This is a genomic window from Formosa sp. Hel1_31_208, from assembly GCF_900104785.1.
Taxonomy (GTDB): Bacteria; Bacteroidota; Bacteroidia; order Flavobacteriales; family Flavobacteriaceae; genus Psychroserpens.
The window spans coordinates 776,557-801,579 of the sequence record NZ_LT629733.1 but is presented as its reverse complement, the minus strand read 5'-3'; the positions used below and the strand labels follow the sequence as shown (position 1 = coordinate 801,579).

19 protein-coding genes are annotated in these 25,023 nt (G+C 35.0%); 10 read left to right on the top strand and 9 right to left on the bottom strand.

The features are described 5' to 3' along the window. Position 1: 1 nt before the first annotated feature. A complete protein-coding gene (locus BLT57_RS03435; protein ID WP_091422310.1) occupies positions 2 to 478 on the bottom strand; it encodes a DUF2975 domain-containing protein in 477 nt (158 codons plus the stop codon). Between the two features lie 2 nt (positions 479 to 480). Continuing rightward, the gene (locus BLT57_RS03430) at positions 481 to 1,005 is read right to left on the bottom strand and encodes a DUF2975 domain-containing protein (RefSeq protein WP_091422307.1); all 525 of its coding nucleotides are present in this window, start codon (positions 1,003 to 1,005) and stop codon (positions 481 to 483) included. Positions 1,006 to 1,146: 141 nt separating this feature from the next. Here BLT57_RS03430 and BLT57_RS03425 point away from each other — a divergent pair, with 141 nt between their 5' ends. From BLT57_RS03425 to BLT57_RS03395, 7 genes are all read left to right on the top strand, one after another. After that, on the top strand, positions 1,147 to 2,973 hold the full coding sequence (locus tag BLT57_RS03425) for a TonB-dependent siderophore receptor (protein WP_091422304.1): 1,827 nt from the start codon (positions 1,147 to 1,149) through the stop codon (positions 2,971 to 2,973). Between the two features lie 278 nt (positions 2,974 to 3,251). Continuing rightward, entirely contained in the window at positions 3,252 to 3,884 is a 633-nt protein-coding gene (locus BLT57_RS03420) for a hypothetical protein (protein WP_091422303.1), read from the top strand. After that, positions 3,853 to 5,286, top strand: coding sequence for a flotillin family protein (locus tag BLT57_RS03415; protein WP_091422300.1), 1,434 nt, complete (start codon positions 3,853 to 3,855; stop codon positions 5,284 to 5,286). The genes BLT57_RS03420 and BLT57_RS03415 overlap by 32 nt, the downstream gene beginning before the upstream one ends. 79 nt (positions 5,287 to 5,365) lie before the next feature. After that, the gene (locus BLT57_RS03410; RefSeq protein ID WP_091422298.1) at positions 5,366 to 6,334 is read left to right on the top strand and encodes an alpha/beta fold hydrolase; all 969 of its coding nucleotides are present in this window, start codon (positions 5,366 to 5,368) and stop codon (positions 6,332 to 6,334) included. Positions 6,335 to 6,363: 29 nt separating this feature from the next. Next, complete coding sequence (locus tag BLT57_RS03405; RefSeq protein WP_231928761.1) at positions 6,364 to 6,684, top strand: DUF3784 domain-containing protein; 321 nt, start codon at positions 6,364 to 6,366, stop codon at positions 6,682 to 6,684. Positions 6,685 to 6,818: 134 nt separating this feature from the next. Next, on the top strand, positions 6,819 to 7,685 hold the full coding sequence (locus BLT57_RS03400) for a cupin-like domain-containing protein (protein ID WP_091422295.1): 867 nt from the start codon (positions 6,819 to 6,821) through the stop codon (positions 7,683 to 7,685). Positions 7,686 to 7,747: 62 nt separating this feature from the next. Beyond that, complete coding sequence (locus BLT57_RS03395; protein ID WP_091426640.1) at positions 7,748 to 8,239, top strand: DUF6646 family protein; 492 nt, start codon at positions 7,748 to 7,750, stop codon at positions 8,237 to 8,239. 54 nt (positions 8,240 to 8,293) lie between these two features. On the opposite strand, the gene BLT57_RS03390 is transcribed toward BLT57_RS03395, so the two are convergent. Continuing rightward, positions 8,294 to 8,767 (bottom strand): regulatory protein RecX, encoded by a 474-nt coding sequence (locus tag BLT57_RS03390; protein ID WP_091422294.1) that lies wholly within the window; start codon positions 8,765 to 8,767, stop codon positions 8,294 to 8,296. A 115-nt stretch (positions 8,768 to 8,882) separates the two neighbouring features. On the opposite strand from BLT57_RS03390, the gene BLT57_RS03385 reads away from it, so the two are divergent. Next, the gene (locus BLT57_RS03385) at positions 8,883 to 13,643 is read left to right on the top strand and encodes a lamin tail domain-containing protein (RefSeq protein ID WP_091422292.1); all 4,761 of its coding nucleotides are present in this window, start codon (positions 8,883 to 8,885) and stop codon (positions 13,641 to 13,643) included. Between the two features lie 62 nt (positions 13,644 to 13,705). Here the strand turns inward: BLT57_RS03385 and BLT57_RS03380 are convergent, their stop codons facing one another. The 4 genes from BLT57_RS03380 to gdhA all read right to left on the bottom strand — a co-directional run bounded on the left by BLT57_RS03380 (position 13,706) and on the right by gdhA (position 20,694). Beyond that, the gene (locus tag BLT57_RS03380) at positions 13,706 to 16,117 is read right to left on the bottom strand and encodes a TonB-dependent receptor domain-containing protein (RefSeq protein WP_091422290.1); all 2,412 of its coding nucleotides are present in this window, start codon (positions 16,115 to 16,117) and stop codon (positions 13,706 to 13,708) included. A 5-nt stretch (positions 16,118 to 16,122) separates the two neighbouring features. Beyond that, positions 16,123 to 16,842 carry a DNA repair protein RecO gene (gene recO, locus BLT57_RS03375; protein ID WP_091422289.1) on the bottom strand — a complete coding sequence of 240 codons (720 nt, stop codon included), beginning with the start codon at positions 16,840 to 16,842 and terminating at the stop codon, positions 16,123 to 16,125. Positions 16,843 to 16,853: 11 nt separating this feature from the next. Further along, complete coding sequence (locus BLT57_RS03370; protein WP_172827425.1) at positions 16,854 to 19,226, bottom strand: ABC transporter substrate-binding protein; 2,373 nt, start codon at positions 19,224 to 19,226, stop codon at positions 16,854 to 16,856. 124 nt (positions 19,227 to 19,350) lie between these two features. Then, on the bottom strand, positions 19,351 to 20,694 hold the full coding sequence (gene gdhA / locus BLT57_RS03365) for an NADP-specific glutamate dehydrogenase (protein WP_091422284.1): 1,344 nt from the start codon (positions 20,692 to 20,694) through the stop codon (positions 19,351 to 19,353). Positions 20,695 to 20,917: 223 nt separating this feature from the next. Here gdhA and BLT57_RS03360 point away from each other — a divergent pair, with 223 nt between their 5' ends. After that, positions 20,918 to 21,733 (top strand): glutamate dehydrogenase, encoded by an 816-nt coding sequence (locus BLT57_RS03360; protein WP_091422281.1) that lies wholly within the window; start codon positions 20,918 to 20,920, stop codon positions 21,731 to 21,733. A 12-nt stretch (positions 21,734 to 21,745) separates the two neighbouring features. Here the strand turns inward: BLT57_RS03360 and BLT57_RS03355 are convergent, their stop codons facing one another. Continuing rightward, entirely contained in the window at positions 21,746 to 22,936 is a 1,191-nt protein-coding gene (locus BLT57_RS03355) for a cystathionine gamma-synthase (protein ID WP_091422279.1), read from the bottom strand. A gap of 102 nt (positions 22,937 to 23,038) precedes the next feature. On the opposite strand from BLT57_RS03355, the gene BLT57_RS03350 reads away from it, so the two are divergent. After that, on the top strand, positions 23,039 to 23,761 hold the full coding sequence (locus BLT57_RS03350; RefSeq protein ID WP_091422277.1) for a DUF3298 and DUF4163 domain-containing protein: 723 nt from the start codon (positions 23,039 to 23,041) through the stop codon (positions 23,759 to 23,761). Here the strand turns inward: BLT57_RS03350 and BLT57_RS03345 are convergent. Further along, positions 23,758 to 25,005: a sodium:proton antiporter gene (locus BLT57_RS03345; protein WP_091422275.1), complete on the bottom strand. Its 1,248-nt coding sequence runs from the start codon at positions 25,003 to 25,005 to the stop codon at positions 23,758 to 23,760. The two genes, BLT57_RS03350 and BLT57_RS03345, sit on opposite strands and share 4 nt — an antisense overlap. Between the last annotated feature and the right edge of the window lie 18 nt (positions 25,006 to 25,023).

The window sequence follows — 25,023 nt, the reverse complement described above, 5'->3', positions numbered from 1 at the left end:
ATTAGATTGTTAATTCATTTTCTTGTTTTAGGAGGCTCCCATTTTGTAAAACATCCGCTATAATATATAAGCTAAACCCTATGACCATTAAAAGAAAATCTTGTCCTATTTCGCCTATTAAGGCTAATTCTTGAGAACAATAAAACAATACCACGCTAAAAACCAGACTTAAAAAACCTGAAACGAGGAACAACTTACCAGCAGTTTTAAATTTAGTAGCACTTTTAAAATTAAAGAGTCCATCTTTAATAATACTACCCAAACCAATCTTAATGAGTAATAAACCTAGAAATGTTAGTATAGAAAATACTATGCTTACAAATTGGGTATAATATCCAAAAATAAAACCTTTATACAGATCTTCATAGGACTTGATAAAATCAGTGAAAAAAGTGAGATAGAAATTGGCTACAAAGTGACATATATATATCACAATCAACACTTTAACAAAAGCATTTAGAAATTTTATTTTTCTCATAGTTATATCGTTAATTCATTATCCTCTTCAGCTTGTTTTCCGCGTTTAAAAATTTCAGCAAGAATATAAAAGGCCAAACCTGCCGGAATTAAAAAGGTGAATTCTGCCTTGAGCTCATTAAAAAAGTTAAAGGTTGACTCTCCAATCAAGGCCAAAATAAACCGTAAAATCAATACACTTATGGTGTACTGAATAAAAATATTTCCAATTTTTTTAAAGTATTTGATATTGTTATCGCTAAAGTAATGTCCGTTTTCAATTTCCTTTAGGATTGATAAAAAATAAGAAAAGCCATAAATGAGATACCCTCGCCAAAAGAACAAACCGGCACTAATAGCATAATAATTCCATTGGATTACATTTTTTGATGCAAACCAAGATTCATTCTTATCAGCGGTTTTTGCCCAATTTTGAAACTCTTCAAATCGATTAAAATCAAACTCACGTAAATCATTGAGCAATACTGAAATGGCAGACAGCAAAACAACCCAAGTTATGATTGTTAAAATATTCGTATTGTCTTTCATGATTAAGTTATTTGATTATCGTTTAACAATAACAAATGTATAAAAATTATCGTAAAACAATAATTTTACACGTCATTATTTTAAAACAAAACCTTTTTTAGGAATAAAATAATACTAACTTTGCTCAAAATTTTAGCACTAATGCACCTACATATACGATTTATTTTAACCCTAATTTCTATTCTATTTACCGTTCATTGTTTTGCGCAAGATATTCCGTCCCAAAACTTAGATTCAATCACAATTTCATCAACACGAATCGACATTCCTTTCAAGGAAAATTCTAGAACCATCACTGTAATCACTTCTGCTGACATTAAAAACAGTGCAGCTGTAAATATTGCAGACTTATTACAACAAGTTGCCGGTGTAGATATCCGCAGACGCGGTACTGGAGGAAGTCAGGCCGATTTGTACATTAGAGGTGGAGGCTTTGATCAGACCTTACTCCTTATTGATGGTATAAAAATGGATGATGCTCAAACGGGACATCATACTATGAATGCAGCACTTCCTTTGGACGTTATTGAACGAATTGAGATCATCAAAGGCCCTGCAGCTCGTATATTTGGACAAAATGCTTTCACAGGAGCCATAAATATTGTCACCAAAAACAACTCAAATGATACGGTTTCAGCAAATTTAGAAACAGGTTCATTCGGACAGTTAAATGCATCAGTAACCCTTGGTGGCGAATTACAGAATTCATCTCATATTGTACATGCTGGAAAAGTAACCTCTGAAGGGTATCGCAATAACTCAGATTATGACAATTCAAATTACTTTCTCAAAAGTATCTTTAATAAAAACAAGCAGCCAATAGAACTAATTGCCACCTACTTTGAGCGTAATTTTGGTGCTGAAAACTTCTATACTACTAATCCTACATTTAATGAATACGAGGAAACTCAAAACAGCTTAGTAGCGTTCACCACGACATTTAAATCGGCTAAATTAAAAATACAACCTCGCATATATTGGAAGCGCAATCAGGACATGTTTTTACTGAGACGCGATGATCCTGGTTTTTTCAGAAATTTTCATATTTCAGATAAAATTGGCGTGGAGGCGAATGCATCTTACACATCCAAAGCAGGTGTAACTGGATTTGGTGTAGATATGTCTAAAATCTATTTAAGAAGTAACAACCTAGGAATGCGAAACCGATTTATGACTAATATATTTGTCGAACATCAATTCAAATTGGCCAATAACAAACTAGACATTACACCAGGTATTGCGCTCACCTATTTCTCAGACTTTAAATTTCATGCCTTCCCTGGACTAGATGTTGGATTTCAAATTTCGAACAACCTAAGAGCCTATGGAAATATGGGTTATACTTACAGAATACCAACTTATACCGATTTGTTCTACAGCGATCCTGCAACCGCTGGAAACCCTGATTTAGAACCAGAAGAAGCCTTTGCACAAGAAGTAGGGTTAAAATATTTTACATCTAAATTTTCTGCGTCGGTTGCTTTTTTTAATAGAGATGCCACCAACCTTATTGATTATATCAGACCTAATGTTTCCCAAGGCATATTTACCGCAACCAATATCACTGAAGTTAATACTAAAGGTCTTGAATTTGACGCCTCTTATAACTTTATAATCAGAGGTTTTACACAAACCTTAGCTTTTGGCTATGCTTTTTTAGACGACAATATTTTAGATCAAAATGAAGACCTATCACGATACGCTTTAAATACCTTAAAGCATCAATTTAATGCGCGGTTTAGCACACAGTTATTTAAAAATGTTCGTCAAAATATGGTGTATAAATATGTCGAACGTACCACAGGACAAACCTATAATGTTTGGGACGCATCAATAGTTATGCGCTTAAAACAAATGGAGTTTAATATTACCGCTAGTAACATTTTTAATGCAGAATACATTGAAACTGGATTTGTGCCTATGCCGCCAAGTAATGTATTATTTGGTATGCGATACAGTTTTAACTAAAATAAAAAGAATTTTTTGTAACAATTGTCTAACAATGTCTACATATAATAGAAAGTAAGCTATATGCAAAGTGTTACAAATTAACTTTTCATAAAACAACACTTCTCAAAACCATCACATCTTCAAAGCATTCCTTTTCGGAATTATTAAAGCACTGCACTTATAAAAATTAAGTAGCTTTTTGGCGGGTAAACTGATGCTGTTTTTACTTTCAAAATTAGGTTGCTAAAACTTTATAATCATCGTATATTTATTAATTCATTTTAATCCTTAAAGTTATGCTAGAATGGTTTTCAAACTTAGAATTTTTATCCAAAGTATACTGGCTAATTGCACTTATTGGCTCTCTAATTTTTACGATTGTTATGACCACAGCGTTTATTGGTGGAGACGTAGATGATATTGGCGATTTCGATACAGATATGGACGCAGATATCGGGACAGGATTTCAATTTATATCATTTAAAAATCTTGTAGGATTCTTTACCATTTTTGGCTGGAGTGGAATTGCTTGCATAGATGCAGGACTCTCGACACCTCTAACCATCATTACTTCTATTGTGTGTGGATTACTAATGATGTTAATCATGGCGGCACTGTTTTATTTTATCACAAAACTCTCTGATAGTGGAACGCTTAATTATCGCAATGCGATTGGTGCTATAGGCGAAGTATATCTTCCTATTGGCGCAGATCGCACCAAAATGGGAAAAGTGAGTGTAAGAGTGCAAGGTGCAGTGCGTGAATTAGATGCCCTAACCGATTCCCTAACAGAATTAAAATCAGGAACCATAATAAAGGTTGTCGATGTAACTTCTAACGGTCTACTCATCGTTGACCAAACAAAAAAACCTATTGAACCATTAAAACAAAAAACTTATGAAATTACTGAGCATTCAAGAAAGCTTTAATTTAGAGGGCTTCGGCGGCCCTATGCTACTCATATTTGTAGCCTTATTCATTGTATTAACATTAATTATATTGATTAAGCGCTATAAACGATGTCCTTCCGACCGGATTTTAGTCGTTTATGGAAAAGTAGGCGGTGGTCAATCGGCGAAGTGTATTCATGGTGGAGCAGCCTTTATTATTCCAGTTATACAAGATTATGAGTTCTTAGATTTAACCCCAATTTCCATTGAAGTTAATCTCGTGAATGCATTGTCTAAACAAAACATTCGTGTTAATGTACCATCACGTTTTACCATTGGTATTTCCACAGAGCCAGGTATCATGCAAAACGCAGCAGAACGTTTATTAGGTCTAGGGCAAAATGAAATTCAAGAACTAGCACAAGAAATTATTTTTGGCCAACTACGTTTAGTTGTGGCTTCAATGGATATTGAAGAAATTAATAATGACCGTGATAAATTCTTAACCAATATCTCACAGAGTGTAGAAACTGAATTAAAGAAAGTAGGTCTTAAATTAATTAACGTAAACATTACAGATATCGTTGATGAGTCTGGCTATATCGAAGCACTTGGTAAAGAGGCTGCGGCTCACGCTATCAATGCTGCTCGTAAATCGGTTGCAGAGAAAACCAGAGATGGTTCTATTGGAGAAGCTAACGCAGTTCAGGATGAAAGAACACAAGTTGCAGCTGCCAATGCACAAGCTGTTGAGGGTGAGAACACAGCAAAAATTGCAGTAGCCAATTCAGATTCACTGCGTCGTCAACGTGAAGCAGAAGCTGAACGTGTGGCAATTGCTTCGGAAAAAGTACAGGGCGCAAAAGCTTTAGAAGAATCCTATGCAGCTGAGAAAGATGCAGAGATAGCTAGAGCCGAACGCGAACGCTCCTCTCAAATGGCTGATATTATTATCCCTGCGGAAATTGATAAACGCAAAGTTGAGATAGATGCCGAAGCCGAAGCCGAACGCATTAGAAGACGAGCAAAAGGTGAAGCCGATGCGATACTATTTAAAGCTCAAGCAGAAGCGCAAGGTCAATTTGAAGTTTTAACAAAACAAGCCGCTGGTTTACAGGAAATCGTCAAAGCAGCTGGTAACAGCAGTAGAGATGCCGTTTTATTGTTAATTGCAGATAAATTACCAGAACTGGTCAAAACTCAAGCAGAAGCAATAAAGAATATTAAAATTGATAAAGTAACCGTTTGGGAAAATGGTGGAAATGGTGAGGATGGCAAATCATCTACTGCTAATTTCCTATCGGGTATGTATAAATCAGTACCACCATTACAAGATATGTTTAATATGGCTGGAATGGATTTACCAGAGTACCTTAAAGGCAAGTCTAGACAAGAACCAGAGGACCCAAAATCACTTCCCACGAAAACTGAAGAAGAATAAGATTCATATTAAAAATCCGCTCAATAGCGGATTTTTTTTGTTTGTCTCATTCTAATTATCTTTACACAAAACCATAATTATGACATCGATTTTTAAAGTCTTACTCATCCTCATACTGACATCAAGCACTATTATTTTCGCGCAAACGGATCCGGAGATTTTTGAAAAATTCGAATCTAAATTTTATACCATTGATGGGTACCAAATCAATGTAGAAATACTCGGAGAAGGTGATCCTATTTTCTTTCTGCCTGGAGGCCCAGGAAATTCACATGACTACATGCAAGGTGCTTTTGGCCACTATCACAAGACCAACACTGTTGTCTTTTTCGATTGGTTAGGTCGCGGCAAAAGTGATAACGCTAAAGACAATTCAGAGTACAGCGTAAAGAATGATGTCGAACTGATTGAAAAACTAAGATTAATTTTAAATTTTGATAAAATATCTCTTGTTGGGCACTCCTACGGAACTGTTCCGGCACAGGCTTATGCGATTACATATAAAGACAACGTCGACAAGATGGTCTTGATTAACGGATTTCACTCAGGAGCGATGTGGCAAGCCAATTGTGACAGTTATAATCATTATGCCAAAACCCATTTTCCTGAAAAATGGAAGGCCGTAGATTCGTTGCGCTCTTTGGGGTATCTATCCAGTCAAGAGCCTCTTAAAACGGTATATGGTAACTTCCCAACAAAATACATCTATTATCACAATACCAAACTAAAATCTAAAGTTCCGAAGACACAATTTAGAGGTATGGCAGGAGATGTTTATACAGCCATTATTGGGCCAGACGGTGATTTTGATGTGTCAGGAAGTATGATCAATCAAGATTACAGACAACAATTAAAAGATGTAAAAGCTAAAACTCTCGTAATCGCTGGTCGCTACGATGGTGTCTCCACACCAGAATTTGCAGTGCAATATAAGCGATTTATGCCTCAAGCACAATTTGAAATGTTTGAACAAAGTGCCCATAATCCGTACTTAGAAGAACCAGAAAAATTTTATGCGCTTTTTGAACGTTTTATGAAAGACCAATGAATTGATCGAATAGTTAATTACTATTAAATATGATGCTAATTACAGTCTCTATTATCTTTATCATTCTCGGTATACTTATCAAATATGCCAAAATGTACTACCTCATTGCTGGCTATAATACCATGTCAAAAGAAGAGCAAGAAAAATATGATATTGAAGGTATAGCTACAGTGTTTAGAAATGGCATGTTCGGTATGGCAATAATTATGTTGCTTGGATATGGATTGGCTAAGTCAATTGACAATCCCAAAATTGAGATATATGCCTTTTGGACAGCGATAATTATTGGAATTCCGTATGTATTAATTTTAGCCAATTTAAATAAATACAAGATCAATAAAGACGATTAAATCTGAATAATAAAACAACATGAGTGTCAACCAACGTTTTTACCATGCCTTAATAATATGTTTCAACTAAAAATACAACCAATAATTATTTGCTATTCCTTGCGTTTTCATAACTTTAACTTTAATTTTTTTAGATGTCTTCTTTGAATTTACATGATATTCCTCGTGAAATAAACATCTCCAAAGAGGAGTTTATTGCGAACTACTTTAGACCCCAAAAGCCAGTGGTTATAGAGGGTTTTATTGAGGACTGGCCGGCGTATAAAAAATGGAGTTTAGATTATATGAAAGATGTGGCAGGAGAGAAAACTGTACCACTGTATGATGATAGACCTGTAGATTATAACGATGGATTCAATGAGCCACATGCAAAAATGAAAATGAGTGAATATGTCGATTTACTGAAAAATGAACCAACAAAATATCGCATTTTCTTATGGAATATTCTAAAGGAAATTCCGCAACTACAAAACGATTATTCATATCCTGATTTTGGATTAAAACTTATGAAGAGCCTGCCAATGTTGTTTTTTGGAGGAACAGATTCACATACCTTTATGCACTATGATATTGATTTGGCCAATATCTTTCATTTTCATTTCGAAGGAAAAAAAAGGTGCATTTTGTTTGACCAAAATCAGAATGATCATCTTTATAAAATTCCACACTCTCTTATCACTAGAGAAGATATAGATTTCTCAAATCCAGACTTCCATAAATGGCCTGCATTAAAAGACGCCAGAGGCTGGCAATGTGAGCTAAGCCATGGTGAAGTGCTTTATATGCCCGAAGGATATTGGCATTATATGAAATACCTTACTCCTGGATTCTCAATGAGCCTTCGTGCCATTGCAAGACGCCCAAAGAACTTAGGAAGAGCAATTTATAATGTTTTAATCATGAGACATTTTGATAACGCCATGAGAAGAATAAAAGGTCAACAATGGATAGATTGGAAAAACGAACAAGCTATTAGAAGAACTCATAAGAGATTTAGCTAAAAAGTGTTTTGAATTAAAAAGTTGTAATATATTTGCCATCTCAAATTTTAGAACAATTAATGATGAAAAAACTATTAATACTTATCGCTTTAGTCTCTGTATCTTTATTAAATGCACAGGCTTATAAAGGAAAAGGTGACCAAAAATTTCAAGTTGGAGCGAACTTACAAGACGAAGCTACAGGAATCACCGTAACGTATGATTATGGATTAGGTGAAAATATTTCAGTAGGTATTTCATCCTCGTACGCCTTGGGGATAGATGACCGTTTAGATGCTGATTTTGGTGATCGATTTGATATTAAAGCAAGGTTTAACGCTAACTTAGGAAATGTCTTGAATATTGATGAAAACTTTGATTTTTATCCTGGTTTAAGCTTGAGCTTAAAAAACTTTGGAGGTCATTTAGGAGCGCGTTATTTCTTTTCGGATGGCTTTGGTATCTTTACTGAAGGTACATTTCCTTTAGCAAAATACAGTAATGACAAATTTGATATTGGGTACTATATACACAATCAATTTGCCATAAACATTGGTGCTACTTTTAATTTATAGTAAACTAAAAACACATAGTAAAAAAGCCCTAAATATATATTTTAGGGCTTTTTTTTATGGAATTAGTTCTCTTATTTTATCATAGACAAGGTGACTTTCCCAGCCACGATACAATAAATAATCAGCGAGTTTTTTTCGTTTTTTTTGAAGATTTGTCTCACGCATACCATCTAATTTTTTTTTAGCTAGCAACTCAAATGTATTGTAATATGCTTCATCATCAATTTCCTTTAAGGCAATAGATATAAGTGTTTTATTAATATTTTTTCGTTTTAATTCTAATTGCAAGCGTTGTTTTCCCCATTTTTTAATTCTAAATTTCCCCCTTACAAATGCTTTTGAAAAACGTTCTTCATTTAAAAAATTGTGTTGCAATAAGTAGACGATAATTTGATCTTGTGCTTCAGGAATCATATGCATCTCATATAATTTTTGAGTCACCTCTTTATGGCAACGTTCCTGATAAGCGCAATAGCGTTCAAGACGTTTTTGCGCTTCATCGATTGTAAATGTTTTTCGTGGATGCATTGGACAAAAATATAACATTTTCTTAATAAAACAGGAGGCTTAACAAGCTCATTAATAAGTATTTTTGATTAAATTTGCATGCTAGCTTAGAGGCATAAAAAATTAATTCATCCCTATGAAAAAGAATTACTCCCTTATCTTAATAGCATTGCTATGCTCCGTTTTGTCTAGTTCTGGGCAAATCATCACTTTTGATTTTAATGGTTTGGCAGGAAATGAAGTGTCTGCTGCGTCAAATTTCAATAATCCAAATCTAAGTAACTCAACTATAACAAGAGGTGCTGGTCTAAACGCTGCAATTAACGCAAATAGATTTAATGCAACTAATTGGGCGGATACGAACATTGCCACTGCCATAGCAGGTAATAATTACATGGAATTTACAATTACTCCTAACGTATCATATCAATTTAATGTTACTGATATAGTTGTTAACTTCGAACGCTCTGCAACAGGTCCAAGAGGTATTTTACTTAGAAGCTCTCTAGATGGTTACATTACTGATATTGACACAGAAAAAGTTATTGCAGATGACACATCTGTACAATCATTCACCTTTACAGTAGGACAAACAGGCAACACCTCTGCTGTAACTTATAGAATATATGGTTGGGCAGAAGCAACTGGTGGTACAGGTGGTTTTGAAGGCACAGGTAATGATATTACTGTTAATGGGTCAGTGAATTTGTCTTGTACAGACGCTGTAGATTTTGAAAATATATATTTACCAACAACCTCTCCAGAGACCATAACACAAGGTGATCCATTTGTTGTGAGTACACAAGCTGTAGAACCTGGTGTAACAAATCTTCCGGGCGAAGCCACTGGCATCCAGGCATGGATTGGTTATAGTACTACAAACAATGACCCAAGCACCAGTGCAGGTTGGACTTGGTTACCTGCAACATATAGTTTTGATATTGGCGCCAATGATGTACATATAGCGGATATAGGCTCTGGATTAGCACCTGGGACTTATTATTATGCAAGTCGTCATGGCCTCAATGGTTGTGCATTTACCTATGGAGGAACTTTAGGTCCATACTGGAGTAATGATTCTCAAATACTAATTGTTGATGCTCCTCCACTTGCTGATGTGGTGATTACCGAAATCATGTACAATTCAATTGGTACAGATGATGAGTGGATTGAGATTTGTAATGTTTCTGGTAGTCCACAAGCTTTAAACGGTTGCACTATTGAAGTTGGTGGAACCACAGAATTTACATTTCCGAATAGTGGTATAGTCCTAGCCGATGGTGATTGCATTACTATTGCTTTAGGAGAGGATATCGGCAATCCTAATTTTAATCCCGATTGTCCTTTTACACCAGACTACACCAATGGTGCAGGAACTGGAACTCTTAATAATACATCAGACACTATATCACTTGTAGCTTCAGACGGGAGTACAATTATTGATAATGTAACATATGATTCTGCTGATGGTGGAAATATTGAATCACTACATATTATAGATACTTCACTTGATAATGCAGTGACTAGTGCCAACTGGCAAGAAGTAATTAATGGCGGTTCCCCAGGTGTAAACGCATTGATTTCTCCATGTACACCAATAGGTCCAGAAATTAATGTCGAAGGTACTACTACCAATTTCCCTGATATTTCAGATGGAGATACAGTTCCTAATATTTTTGATGGAACAGATTTTGGAGATGTAAGCGTTGGTGGAAATAGCACCAATACATTTAGAATCGAAAATTTTGGTGGAACAACTAATTTAACAATATCTAGCGTATCAGTAATAAGTGGTGATATTGGTGATTTCTCAATATCTGCTTTACCTACGTCACCCATAGCAGCTTTAGATTTTAGCCTCTTCGATATAGGATTTAGTCCTACTACAATTGGTCCACGTACCGCTGTTATCGAAATCAGAAGTAATGATAGTGATGAAGATCCATATACATTTACAGTAACTGGTAATGGTCTTTGCGTTGCAACTGCGATTATTGCAGAACCAAGTTCAGGTCCAGCAGGAACAGTTGTTACCGTAACTGGCGCAAATCTTTCAACTGCAACGGCATCCTTCAATGGTTTAGTCGCAACCGTAACTAACATTTCAGCTACTGTAATGGAAGTGATTGTACCAGCAGGAGCAAGTACAGGAAATTTAGAGATATTAGATGATCTTGGTTGCCCAGGAACAACATCTTTTACAGTAGTTGAATCCCAGATCTCTGGGTGTGAAGGGTCTAGTGGCACTACTCCAACCGACTTATTTATTTCAGAAGTAACCGACTCCAATACAGGAGGTTTGACATATATCGAAATTTATAATGGGACAGGAGCTACTATCAATCTAGCGAGTTATAGTATTCAATTCTTTAATAACGGTAATGTGACCGAAAACGGTGGTTCCGTAAACCTAAGTAATGTAAATCTAGCCACGTCCAATACTTTTGTTTTTGCGGTTAATACAGGTTCAAATTGTACAGGAATTTCAGGTGCTGATGGATCTTTAGCTGACCAAATAGGTTTTGGTGGTATTAATTTTGTTGTTAATGGCGATGATCATATTCGCTTGTACGAGGGAGCAAATCATATAGATTCATGGGGAGAATATTTGTCTAATACATGGGCTGATCCCTTAAATATAGGTTCTGAAGGTGTTGCTTTTACCCGCAATAACAGCGCAGGAAGCTTGCCTAATACGACATTTAATATCGCAGATTGGTCATACGTTGATTGGACTGCTTGTGCGGATAATGATTATTCTAATATTGGGACATATGACTTTTCAACCGGAACACCACCTATTATAAATACACAACCGAATTTACCAGCCATAAGTTGTGATACAACGGTTTCTATTAGTATTGCTGCTTCAGAAGGATTTGCTGGTGGAAATCCCTTAGCTTATCAATGGTATTTTAATGCTCCTGGTGATTCTGGTTGGACTCCAGTTACTAATGGTTCAACCTATTCTGGAGCGACTTCTACTTCCTTAAATCTTTTAGATGCCGTTAACTTAAACGGATATCAATATTATTGTGAAGTTAGAGAGAATACGGCAAGCTGTTTCACAGCTTCAAATGCTGTTAGATTAGTAGTAGAATTTGCCGTTTGGGATGGATTTAATTGGTCTTTACCACCTAGTTCAAGTCGAGTGGCAGTGATTGATGGGCCCTATGATACGGACCAAATTATTAATGGTGAAATTAGTTTTGAAGCCTGTCAGCTGATAGTTAATGCAGGTGCAATATTAACCATACACGCTAATGACTTTGTTTCTGTAATTAATAATGTTACCGTTAATGGAAACATTGTAATTAACCCTTATGGTTCTTTTGTTCAAATAAATGATTCAGGAATTGTTGAAGGCACTGTATTAACCGACAAGACCAGAATATCAGTGGAAAAAGAAACTGGGTTTTTAAACTCAGATAAAGAATATACATATTGGGGTTCTCCTGTAGTAGGAGAAATTATCGGAGATGGTCTTCAAGATGCATTAGACACAAGACGTTTCAGTTTTAATGCACAAAACTTTCTGGATGCAACCCAAGAAACTAATAATGATAATACTGCGGTAGCAGGCCAAGATGATATTGATGACAACGGTGATGACTGGACACCTGTAGGTGATGCTACTGTAATGGAGGCAGGAGTTGGTTATGCATCAACTCATGATCCAGCTATCTTCTTCGCACCAGCGAGATACATATACATCTTCCAAGGACCATTCAATAATGGTGTGATCAATGTACCCATTTATCGAAATGATGCCGAGACCAATGATAACAATTGGAATTTTATCGGAAATCCATACCCATCTGCTATTGATGCAGATGCATTTCTTGCGGCAAATGCGAGTATTGATCAAACTGTTGGCGCTACAAGTGGAGCAATCTTCTTTTGGTCACATAATACGCCTGCAGATGGAAACACAAATGGAAATGAAGCCCTAAATTATACCCAGAGTGATTATGCAATAATCAACGGAACTGGTCAAACCGCTGGAGGTGATGGTGTTGTTCCAGATCGTTTTATTCCATCAGGACAAGGATTTTTTGTGTCCATGACAAATGCTGTAAGCTCTACGGTTGTTTCTGGAACAATAAGAACTACAGATATTGTTTTCAATAACAGCATGAGAGTTAACGGAAATAATTCTCAGTTTTTTAGAACATCTCAAGATTCTCAACTCAATAATGTACGTCTAAATCTTACATCAGATAATGGCATCTTTAATCAAATTTTAATTGGTTACGTTGATGGGGCAACCAATGATGATGATGGCATGTACTATGATGCTTATAAAAATTTATCTGCTGATGCAAATGCATTACTTTACTCATTACTCGATAATTCAACGAATAAGAAATATGCTATCCAAGGGAAAGCTCCATCTGATCTATCCATTGACGAAATCATTCCGTTAGGGTTTTATACTGCTATTGATGACCCAACGTTATATACCATTTCTCTAGCAAGCGTTGAGGGTGAATTTATGACTTCAAATACAGTTTATTTAAGAGATAACATATTAGGTATCGTGCACGATTTAAGTAGCTCTGATTACTCCTTTACTTCAGATCCTGGTGAGGTCAATACACGTTTTGAAATTCTTTTCCAACCAGAAACATTATCACTTACTGAAAATGAAATGACTCCTAACGATCTAATTATTTTAGAACTAGGTGATGGTGATGTTAAATTTTCCGCAGGACAAAGTGCCGTAATTAAGCAAGTTGAAATCATTGATGTTGTTGGTAGAACCATCTACAAACTTAAAGGAAATAACAACCAAGAGATTTATAATTTATCGCGCTTAAGTCAGGCTGCATATATTGCTAAAGTAACCTTGTCTAATGGACAAATACTAACCAAAAAGGCAGTTAAAAGAAATTAAAATAATTGATTGCTTAAGTCATTAAAAAGGTTTCAGTTTAATATTGAAACCTTTTTTATTTTTTAAAGACTATATCTTAGTGATACGATTAAATTTCTGCCAGCAGCAGCTATTCCAGATGAATAGGTTTGATAGCGCTGATCTGTAATATTCTCAAGAGCGGCAATGATAGTTGCATCTTCCGTTAATTGATATTGTGTTCTTAAATTAAGCGTATACCATGATGGTGAGTAAGGGTTACCATTAGCATCTAAAGCATAGATATAATCTTTAGCTATTTCGGAAGGTGCTAGTTGATTAAATGAAAGTTCGCTATTATACTCTGCAAAAGCATCAATTTTGAATTTATCATTTTGCCATACAAAGTGCGTATTTCCAAAATTTGGAGCTAAATGACGTACCGGAACTTCTATACCATTATCTTCTTCGGTGCCGCCTAAAACATTATACTGTGTCGTCAGGTTAAATTGCTTTGAAATATTGATACGGACCCCTGTTTCAAATCCGTAAATCCATTCTTTCGATGCATTTTGGATGGCTTGCACATTACTTAACTCTCCGTCATATTCGATTTGAGTTTCTCCATTTAAGCTAAAATCACTTCGTATTAAAGCGTTATCTAAAAACGTATAATAGGCAGACATATCTAAAATTAACACATCATCAAAGTTGAGCCTGAGTCCTAATTCACCTCCATAGGCATACTCAGGTTTCAAGTTCTCATTGGGAACCACGACCGATCCGGGTTCAGAATCAAACACTTTTCCTATATCATCAATATTTGGGGCTCTAAATGCAGTTGAAGCATTTAATTTCCATTGAATCATATGAGAAGGCATCCAACTAATACCTGCTGTACCTGTTAAAGCGCCCGCATTTATTTTTGAGCTATTAATAGGTAAATTTAAGAACTGGTTGTTTTCATTAAAATCGGCATTGGCTAAAACATGATTGTAACGCAGTCCAGATTGAAATACAAATTTCGGGTTTGGTTTATATTTAATACTCGTATATGCTGCAATTGACTGCCAATTAGAACCATTTGGATATCGTGACACTGTGTTTGAAGTTTCATTAGATATGATATTGGTTTTTGACCCATTAGACATCACATTGTTATACACATACTCCAAACCATAAAAAATGGTGCTTTTAGTTGAGAGTCCTTTCTCAAAATCAATATTTAAGGAATACGCATCTACAGCTTCTTCTCGTTCTCTTCGTTCTTCAGACTGAAAATCTCTATCTATTCGACTCTCTTGAAAATTTTGATAGGCTGCTGTAGCCTGTATCTTATCATATAAATTAGAGCTACTGCTTAATTTAGTAATCTGCATATTTCCCATGAACCAACTTTGTGGTCCATAACTCCATTCGGCGGACCTTAAATTTTCATCACGATATCTCGTTAATCTATCATATCTAGAGTAAGAAGATGTTGTGCTGTAGTATAATCCTAAGTCAAAACTTAGGTCCTCTTTAGGTTCGTATCTCACTTTCTGCAAAACGTTGATTTGATCAAATGCTGTTGGCACTTGTATACGAGGATTTTCATTTTGAACAATAACATCAACGCCGTTGATTGTTTCGACATACTCAGGTCTTAGATATTCTTCTGGACCGTGTTTCCCCATTCTTAAATCGTCAAAATCAGTGTAGCTCACACTACTCAAGAATGCCCATTTTTTTAATCCGAAATTAAAATCTATATGTCCTGTTTTCTCTTGATTTGCTGTTGCATATCGCACTGCGGTATTGGCATTGAAATACAAAGAATCCTTATAAGACAATTGGGGTTTGTGCGTATAAAAACTCATAACGCCACCTATGGCATCACTCCCATAAACCACCGAACCTGCACCAAGTGTGATTTCAGTATTTTGAATATTGAAAGGATCTATAGAAATAACATTTTGAAGATTCCCTCCTCTAAAAATGGCATTATTCATTCTAACTCCGTCAACCGTAATAAGTAATCTGTTGGTAGAAAAACCTCTAATCATTGGACTACCACCACCCAATTGACTTTTTTGAACAAATACATTACCTGTACTTTCTAAAAGATCAGCACTCGTTTGTGGATTTTCAAACTTAATATCTCTCGCACTAATATTAACTATAGTTTGTGGAATATCTCTTTTACTTTGTTCAAACTTAGATGCTGAAATTACAACTTGATCTAAATCTTCTACACTAGGAATAAGATACACGATAAAGCCATTCCTTTCAATTTCTGATTTTTTTTGCGAGGTATTTGTATATAATATGTTTTGAAAATATAGAATTTCATTCGCCGTAAACTGATCTAAAGATGCTTCACCATCAATATTAGTGATAACAGACTTGTTCTTTTTAAAATTGAAAATAGTCACTCCCGGAATTGGTGCTTTTGATTGCTGATCCAACACCCTCACTGTCTGAGAACTAGATATAAAAAATGATAGTAAACATAAAATCGAAAAGGTAAATTTCATAACTACTAATTAAAAACCTGATTGAATATTTGTAGAGATTTTGGTTTCTTAAAACTGCCCAAATGTAATTCAAAATATAACAATAACATTGCTAGAAATGATTGTCTTTGCTTTGCGCTTAGTTTCACATATTCTAAGTCATCAAAATTTATGCCTAATAGCTTTTTTAAGGTTATTAAATTTTCGCCAGAGACACTATAAATATCTTCCTTTTTTGATTGAAATGCGCCATTATTTAAATTAAAATACAGTGATTCTATAGCTGTAGTGTCTGGATAAAACCCTAAATGCCTTGTCAGGTTTAGTAAAAAAAGTAAATGAAAATTTGAAAAGTCATCTTTAACATCTAACCATCGTAACGTAGTTTCGAGATAATTGTATAATTGTTGGTTTGCTTCTTCTTCTCTCAAAACAGAGCTCAAAACCTCAGCCAAAAACATAACAATTGAACTCTTTAAAATATTGGTGTGTAAAGTAGAATAACGGTAGTCTAACCTTACATCTTTTATGGTTTGTAGAGTTTGATTTTCTCGATAATTCTCTTCAATTTCAAGTTGTGACAACAACTGAAAATAGGCTACTTTTGAACTCCCTTTTCTGTTTTTTAAAACTCCCCTAAGCAAATAACTAACAGCCCCTCTATTGGAAGTAAAACACTTTACAATGAGATCATTATCTCTATATTTAATTTTAGAGAGTACAATAGCTTTAGTCTTAATTAGCATGAAAAGGTAGATTATCTAACAATAAGTAATTTTAATACTTTAGTCTCAAAAGAATCGAGATCCGATATTAATAATAAATAGACGCCAGAAGCCACTATATTCCCTCTGAGGTTTTTACCATTCCAAATTCCTGTACCTCCATCAATAGCAAAATTATAATTCGCCCTTGAGGATCTTTGATTAACTCTTGACTGTGCTTCTGCAACAAGATTGCCTTCAATGTCAGTAATCTTTACGTTCACATTTTCGGTTAATCCTGAAACTTTAATTCCATTGTTAATGTTGTTCAAATCATCAAACCCTAAAATATTGTACTCTGGTCTTACAGGGTTTGGATATACATAAGCTTCTTCCAGTGTATCTTTAGGTTTTGTACCTCCAGAAGAAAAAGACACTAAGCCTCTCGTTGTAGCAATATAGACGGTTCCAGACTGCGGATCTATTGAAATATCATTAACAGAGTTTGATGGCAGCGGTGAGTTGTCTGTTGTAAATTGAAATATGGTTTCCTGACCATCTGGTGAGAAATAGAAAATTCCAGAGTCTAACGTCCCAACCCACTTATTATCAGAACCATCTACTTTGATATCTGTAATAAATTGGTTTGACAATAATTCTGTCGGAATACCATTTTCTAAAATAACAATTTCATTAACGCTTGGGTCAGGGTCATCGACAAACCCAGAGGTGTTGAATAACACTCTCAAGCCTTTGGCAGTTCCAATCCAGAGTTGATTTCTAGAATCTACGGCTACTGCACGTCCTTGAGGTGAAGGCATATTTTGGCTCTCGGAAAACACATTATTTATCTGACCTGTATCCGTATTAATTCCAATTAATCCAGCATTATAGGCTGTGATCCATTTCATCCCACCATTGCCCAAAGCTAAATCTCCAAAACCTCTTTCACCAAAAAGAGGATCAGCAATAATATCTGAAAAACTATAACCTTGCCATTCCCCTGTAGATGGGTTATATGATTTTAAGGCGCGATCTACCTTAGACGTTACCGTCCATAATAAACCATTTCGGTCAAACTGAGATGCAGACTGACGAATACTCACCGTATTTGGATTGTTTGGGTTGATTAAAGATTCTAAACCGCTATTATCTTGATTATAAAGAATAGTGGCTTCATCATTATTCAATTCTAAAAGGCCACTTTGAAACGAACTAATAAATACTTGAGTTGGATTAAAAGGGTTAATGACTATATCATTAAGGTTTTTTGCTGTCAATAAATTCGCATAAGGCACATTATTCCATTCTTCTTCTCGCAGTATACTAATCCCTCTGCTTCTCTGCGGATTAGGATTATAAGACACGCTATAATCACCATAAGTTAACCAAAGTTCATTATTACCTGCAAAAATTTTGAAGGCATTATTACTTGAGGGACCTTCGGGTAAAATAACATCATATTCACCTGGAGAATTTGTTATTGTTTTGAGTACACCTGTACTTTCAGTACCAATATATAAATCATTTTCTGCAATAGTTGCTGAAGTGAAATCTGTATCAAAAGTGTCATTAGTGGAGGCACTTTGTAACTCAACTAAGTTTTGATCATATACAAAAACATCATTAGTTAGAGTAATTATTAAATTATCTTGTACTGATCTCACATCTACTGGTAATGAGGGATATGTAATGAGTGCAATTATACTCGTATTTACGATTTCGTATAACACACTATTAAGACGAACGGTATATAGATTTTCACCAACTTTTTGTACAGCTTCAAAATTCCCAGGAGCTATAGATGACCACTGCTGGTAATCAATTAAATTAGGGTTATCTAAAGAGGCCGTTTTCAATCCATTTTGAGAACCACATGCAGCATAAATAGAGCCATTGAAAACTGCAGTTTGTTTAACTATAATTTGGCTTCCGCCATTACCTATAAAGTAAGTGTCACCAAATTGTAATTGGCTTAAGTCGTAAACTGAAATACCGTAATCAGTAGAAATATAAAGCAGCCCTTCGCTTTCGTTAAAATGATTAATTCGCTTTAGTAATGGAGAAATAGATTCTTTTTCCAAAATATCAACTACAGATAATATTTCAGAATCTGATTCAAAAACAAGTTCGATCAAACCCGTTTCATATCCAACAATCAGCATATCAAAATCTTCGCTATACCTTATTGTAGTAATAGTCTCACCTGACAACCCATTAATTGTAGAAATGGTTTCTATTTCATTGGTAAAAATATCGTAACTAAAAATAGCATTTTCAGAAGCTGCAAAAATTTTATCATTTCCTCGTGCGACATCTTTAATCTCAAAATATGAAAAATAACCTTTCCAAAGCGCAGAAAAATCTTGTGAGACAGCCTCAAAAGAGATAAAAGCTAAAAGGATAAATACCATTCTTTTAAACATACCAATTATTTTTTTCAAATATATTTATATCTAACGACATTTTACGGTAAATCATATAGTTCATAGCAATAAAAAAAGCTTTCAGTGACATACTGAAAGCTTTTTTTTATTCATTGATGGCCTGTTACACAACACCTTGCGCGAGCATAGCGTCTGCTATTTTCACAAATCCTGCAACATTAGCACCTTTAACATAATCCACATAGCCATCTTCTCGAGTACCATATTCTACACAAGACTCATGAATATCATCCATAATTTTTCGTAAGCGCTCATCCACTTCTTCTCTAGTCCAGTTCAATCGCAATGAATTCTGACTCATTTCTAATCCAGAAGTTGCAACACCACCAGCATTAGAAGCTTTCCCTGGTGAGAACAATACTTTAGCATTTTGTAATGCTTCAATAGCCTCTGGTGTTGTTGGCATATTGGCTCCTTCTGCAACAGCAATAACGCCATTATCAATTAATATTTTGGCTTCATCTCCATTTAATTCGTTTTGGGTAGCACATGGTAAAGCGATGTCACATTTGACAGACCAAGGTCTTTCTCCTTTATGAAAAGTAGCTGAATTATACTTTTCTGTATACTCGTGAATTCTTCCTCGTTTTACATTTTTTAGTTCCATAATAAAGGCCAATTTCTCTTCGTCAATACCATCGGCATCATGAATATAACCTGAAGAATCAGACATTGTTACCACCTTACCTCCTAATTGGGTAGCCTTTTCACATGCAAACTGAGCAACATTACCAGAACCAGAGATTGCAATTGTCTTTCCATTAAACGAGTTCCCTTTTGTAGCAAGCATATTTTTAGCAAAATACACACAACCATAACCAGTAGCTTCGGGTCTAATAAGAGAACCTCCATAAGAAATTCCTTTTCCAGTAAGTACACCGGTAAATTCATTTTGTAATCGCTTGTATTGTCCGAATAAATATCCTATTTCTCGTCCTCCTACTCCAATATCTCCTGCAGGAACATCCGTATTTGGCCCTATATGTCTATATAGTTCTGACATAAATGACTGACAAAAATGCATCACTTCATTATCACTTTTTCCTTTAGGATTAAAATCTGAGCCTCCTTTTCCACCACCCATAGGTAGTGTTGTTAAAGAATTTTTAAATACCTGTTCAAATCCTAAAAACTTAAGAATACTTAAATTAACAGATGGATGAAAACGCAAACCACCTTTGTAAGGTCCAATAGCCGAGTTAAACTCCACTCTAAACCCTCTATTAACTTGAGTATTCCCTTGATCATCAATCCAAGGCACTCTAAAAATTATAGTGCGCTCTGGCTCTACCATGCGCTCTAAAAGCATCTTCCCTTGATATTTAGGGTTGTCCTCAATAAAAGGGATTACGGTTTCTGCAACCTCATGTACGGCTTGTAAAAATTCAGTTTCATGACTGTTTTTGTCTTTTACAAGATTTAAAAAAGCTTCAATTTTATCTTTCATTTATTACAGTATTAACAATCTAAGTTGATTTTTGTAACACAAAGATACATTATCTTTAAAATGATTGTATATTTTTTTTGATATTCTCAATAGCCGACAGTTAGAGCTGATGTTCCAAAAAAAGCCATATCATTTGAAAGTGGTCCTCTCATCAGTTTTATTTGGTAGTTGAACCAGTTTTTATATATTTGTTAACAAACATGCCCTCAGCAAAATAAAACCTATGACGCTTAATTTTAAACAATTAACTTATCTGTTCGTTTTTATACTAGGTATAAACGAGGGGTATTCTCAGCTTGGTTTTTCTCATGAAATTGGAGTTATTGCTGGTCCGGTAGCGTTTCAATCAGATTTTGGTGTTCGAAAAGATTTTGAAACTAATGCGGGTAATACCGGAATTGGTATTGGAATCGTGCATTATATTAACTTTGCTTATCGTGCAGATTGTAACTGTTATTCTACAGATACCTTTTTTAATGATCATTTTAAACTTAGAAGTGAAATTTCTTGGAATAAAACAAAATTAAATCATTTTGGTAAGTGGGTAGATGCTTCAAGAACTAGTGTTAATGCCGAGCGCTTGCGTCGTCATTCTGGTGTAGCTGAAAACTGGGATGTTGGGATGCAACTTGAATTTTTTCCAAAAAGCATTCGTGCATTTCAAGCGTTTAGTTACTCGTTTGCTCCATTTGTGAGTTTGGGAGTGCATTTCACAGCCTTCAATCCGCAGGTGGAAACCACTTTTGGAGATGGTAATATTGATAATATGAATAATTTTTATCAACCATGGGTTAACGCTGCAAATCCTAACACGAATGTAGATCCTTTTCTTATTACCGAAAATGGGACCACATGGTCGGTTGTTGGAAGTGTTGGAACACGTTATAAATTAACAGTACTATCAGATTTGATGGTGGATTTAAGGTGGCAATATTTTTTTAATAATGAAATTGACGGCTTAGATCATAATCTGAAATCGAATAAAGCCAATGATTGGCTAGTATGGCTTAATTTTGGTTATATTTATTATTTAGACTAAGAACAGTGTAAACTATCCTATGGCCTGTTTTAAGTCGGCGATTAGATCTTCTACATCTTCTATCCCAACACTTAATCTAATTAAAGAATCAACAACTCCTATTTTTTCTCGTTCTTCCTTTGGGATACTGGCATGAGTCATACTTGCTGGGTGACCTGCTAAAGACTCTACACCTCCAAGAGATTCGGCTAAAGTAAATACATTTAAATGCTCTAAAATTTTAATGGCCTCCTCATAGTTATTTCCTTTAGTAGTAAACGACACCATACCTCCAAAATCATTCATTTGTGATTTTGCAATATCATGATTTGGATGACTTTCAAAGCCTGGCCAATATACATTTTCAATTTTTGGATGATTAACTAAAAAATTGGCTACCACTCTTCCATTTTCACAGTGACGTTGCATTCTAATATGCAATGTTTTAATCCCTCTTAGCGCCAAAAAACTGTCTTGAGGACCACAAATTGCACCACTAGCATTTTGAATAAAGTAAAGTCGTTCTGCTAAATCTTTGTCTTTTACAACTAGAGCCCCCATTACCAAGTCGCTATGACCGCCTAAATATTTGGTTGCAGAGTGCATCACTATATCGGCCCCTAAATCCAGAGGTCTTTGCAAGTATGGTGTTGCAAAGGTATTATCAACTGCCACAAGCAAGTTGTATTTTTTTGCAATAGTAACAGTGGCTTTAATATCAATAATATTCATCATGGGATTTGTAGGAGTTTCTACCCATATCAATTTGGTGTTTTCGTTGATGTAATTTTCAATACTTGAAGTATTTTCCATTCCTACAAAGTGAAATTTGATTCCAAATCCTTCAAATATTTTGGTGAATAATCTGTAAGTACCACCATATAAATCGTTAGTAGAAATCACTTCATCACCTGGCTGCAATAGTTTGATAACTGCATCAATTGCCGCTAATCCTGAGCCAAATGCCAAGCCGTGATTCCCATTTTCAATACTTGCAAAAGCATTTTCTAGGGCATGACGAGTAGGATTATGAGTTCTTGAATATTCGTAACCTTTATGTCCACCTGGAGTCGATTGAGCATATGTTGAAGTTTGATAAATTGGAGGCATTACACTGCCATAAGCTGTATCAAATTCCTGACCACCGTGAATTGTTTTAGTATTAAATTTCATCTGAATAATATCTTTGTTTTTTGAAATGTTTAAGTTGTAAATCAACTGCATTCATTTCAAGCATTTGCAGTAAACAACAAATTTATGGTTTAATTCGTTGTATTCAAATCTATGTAATACCTTTATTCAATGTTTAATAAAATCGCTTAACTTTTGAAAAATACTGCACTGCTTTTCATCTGTATCTTATTCCTTTTTTCATGCAAAGAAGATATTCCTATTGCGTTTTCGGAAGCTAACATTGAATCGTCTGAAGAGGCAGAGATTTCTATCAACTATCCAAATGCAATAAGCACCTCCGAAGCGAGTAAACTCATCAATAAGACCCTAGAGAATTACATTGCAAATCAGCTTGATTTAAGTAACGACTCCATTAAAATCACGAATGTTAAGGAAGCAGCTGAGCAATTTGATAAAGCATTTGTAGACTTTAAAACTGATTTTCCGGAAGCATCTCAAAAATGGGAAGCTTTTATTGATAGCGAAGTTACGTATCGTTCTCCTGATTTGATATGCATAGTAGTAAATTCGTATTTAGATACAGGAGGGGCACATGGTAATACCTTAGTCAAATTTCTGAATTTTAATGCCGAAACAGGAGCGCTATTGACAAATTTAGATCTTATTTCTAATATAGAGGGTTTTTCAAAGCTGGTCGAAAGCAAACTGAACAAAGCGTTAGATACAAGTTCTGATGGTGACTCCATGGAAGATGTATTCTTTGGAGAAAACTTTCAACTACCAGAAACTATTGGTTATAGTGATGAAGGCTTAATTATTTTATATAATCCTTATGAAATTGCCTCTTATGCTCAAGGTATTATTGAGTTTAATATTCCATTTGAAGAGGTGACTTCTTATTTATTGAAGTACTAATCTAATTTGTTTGTTAGCCGTTTAATAATTGATTCCACCGTCAATCCTTGACCAATAATTGAAAATACAACAATGACATAAGTAATAACCAAAAACAATTCACGATGCATCTCTTGTGTGAGACTTAAGGCTAATGCTATTGAAATTCCACCGCGCAATCCGCCCCAAGTCATAATTAGGTTTGTATTGGGGACGAATTCTAACTTTTTTGCAAAAAACTTAATAGGAAACCATAGTGAGGCGTATCGACTAAACAATACGAGTGGAATTGCTATAAGACCAGCGATTATAAAATTACGTTCAAAATTGATTACCAGCATTTCCATACCTATCATCACAAACAAGACCGTATTGAGCAAGACATCAATGAGCTCCCAAAATTTATCTACATAAGCTTCTGTAATTTCAGACATTGCCGAATTCCTGACGGTATCGTGACCAACCATAAGTCCAGCTGTTACCATAGCTAAAGGCGCTGACATATGCAATTTATGTGCTAATAGGCTTCCACCCATAACGGTTGCAATAGTGATAATAACCTCAACTTCGTAATTATCTATGGATTTCAAAAGTTTGTATGTTGTATATCCTAAAACCAGACCTAGGCCAATTCCACCAAGAACTTCTATACCAAATAACTCCAATATTTGAGAAACCTCTATGGCTGCATTCGGAGATTCAGCAATTGAAAATATAGTTAAAAATACAACGACTCCTACACCATCATTGAATAAGGATTCGCCAACAATTTTAGCTTCTAATTTTTTTGGCGCATTTGCTTTCTTTAAAATTCCGAGCACAGCGATAGGATCTGTAGGAGAGATCAATGCTCCGAATAATAAACAATAAATAAAACTAATATGATAACCAAAAAGAGAGAACATATAAAACATAAAAATACCAATCAAAAACGTAGACACTAATACGCCCAGTGTGGCAAAAACTAACACTGGCCCACGTTGTGTTTTGAGTTGATTAAAATTAGTATGTAAAGCTCCTGCAAATAGCAAAAAACTGAGCATAATGTCTAAAAGCACTGTTTTAAAATCTATTTGAGTTATCAATTCTTTTTCACGCAACAACAACGTATCATCAAACTGACCTATAACAACCACAATAATTGTAAATACAATGGTGATGAGCATTAAGCCAATTGTTATGGGTAATTTTAAATACTTTACATTTATATATCCAAAAAGTGCTGAAAACACGATTAAAATAGATGCTATTCCATAATAGTCCATAAGCTCCTAAAATTTATC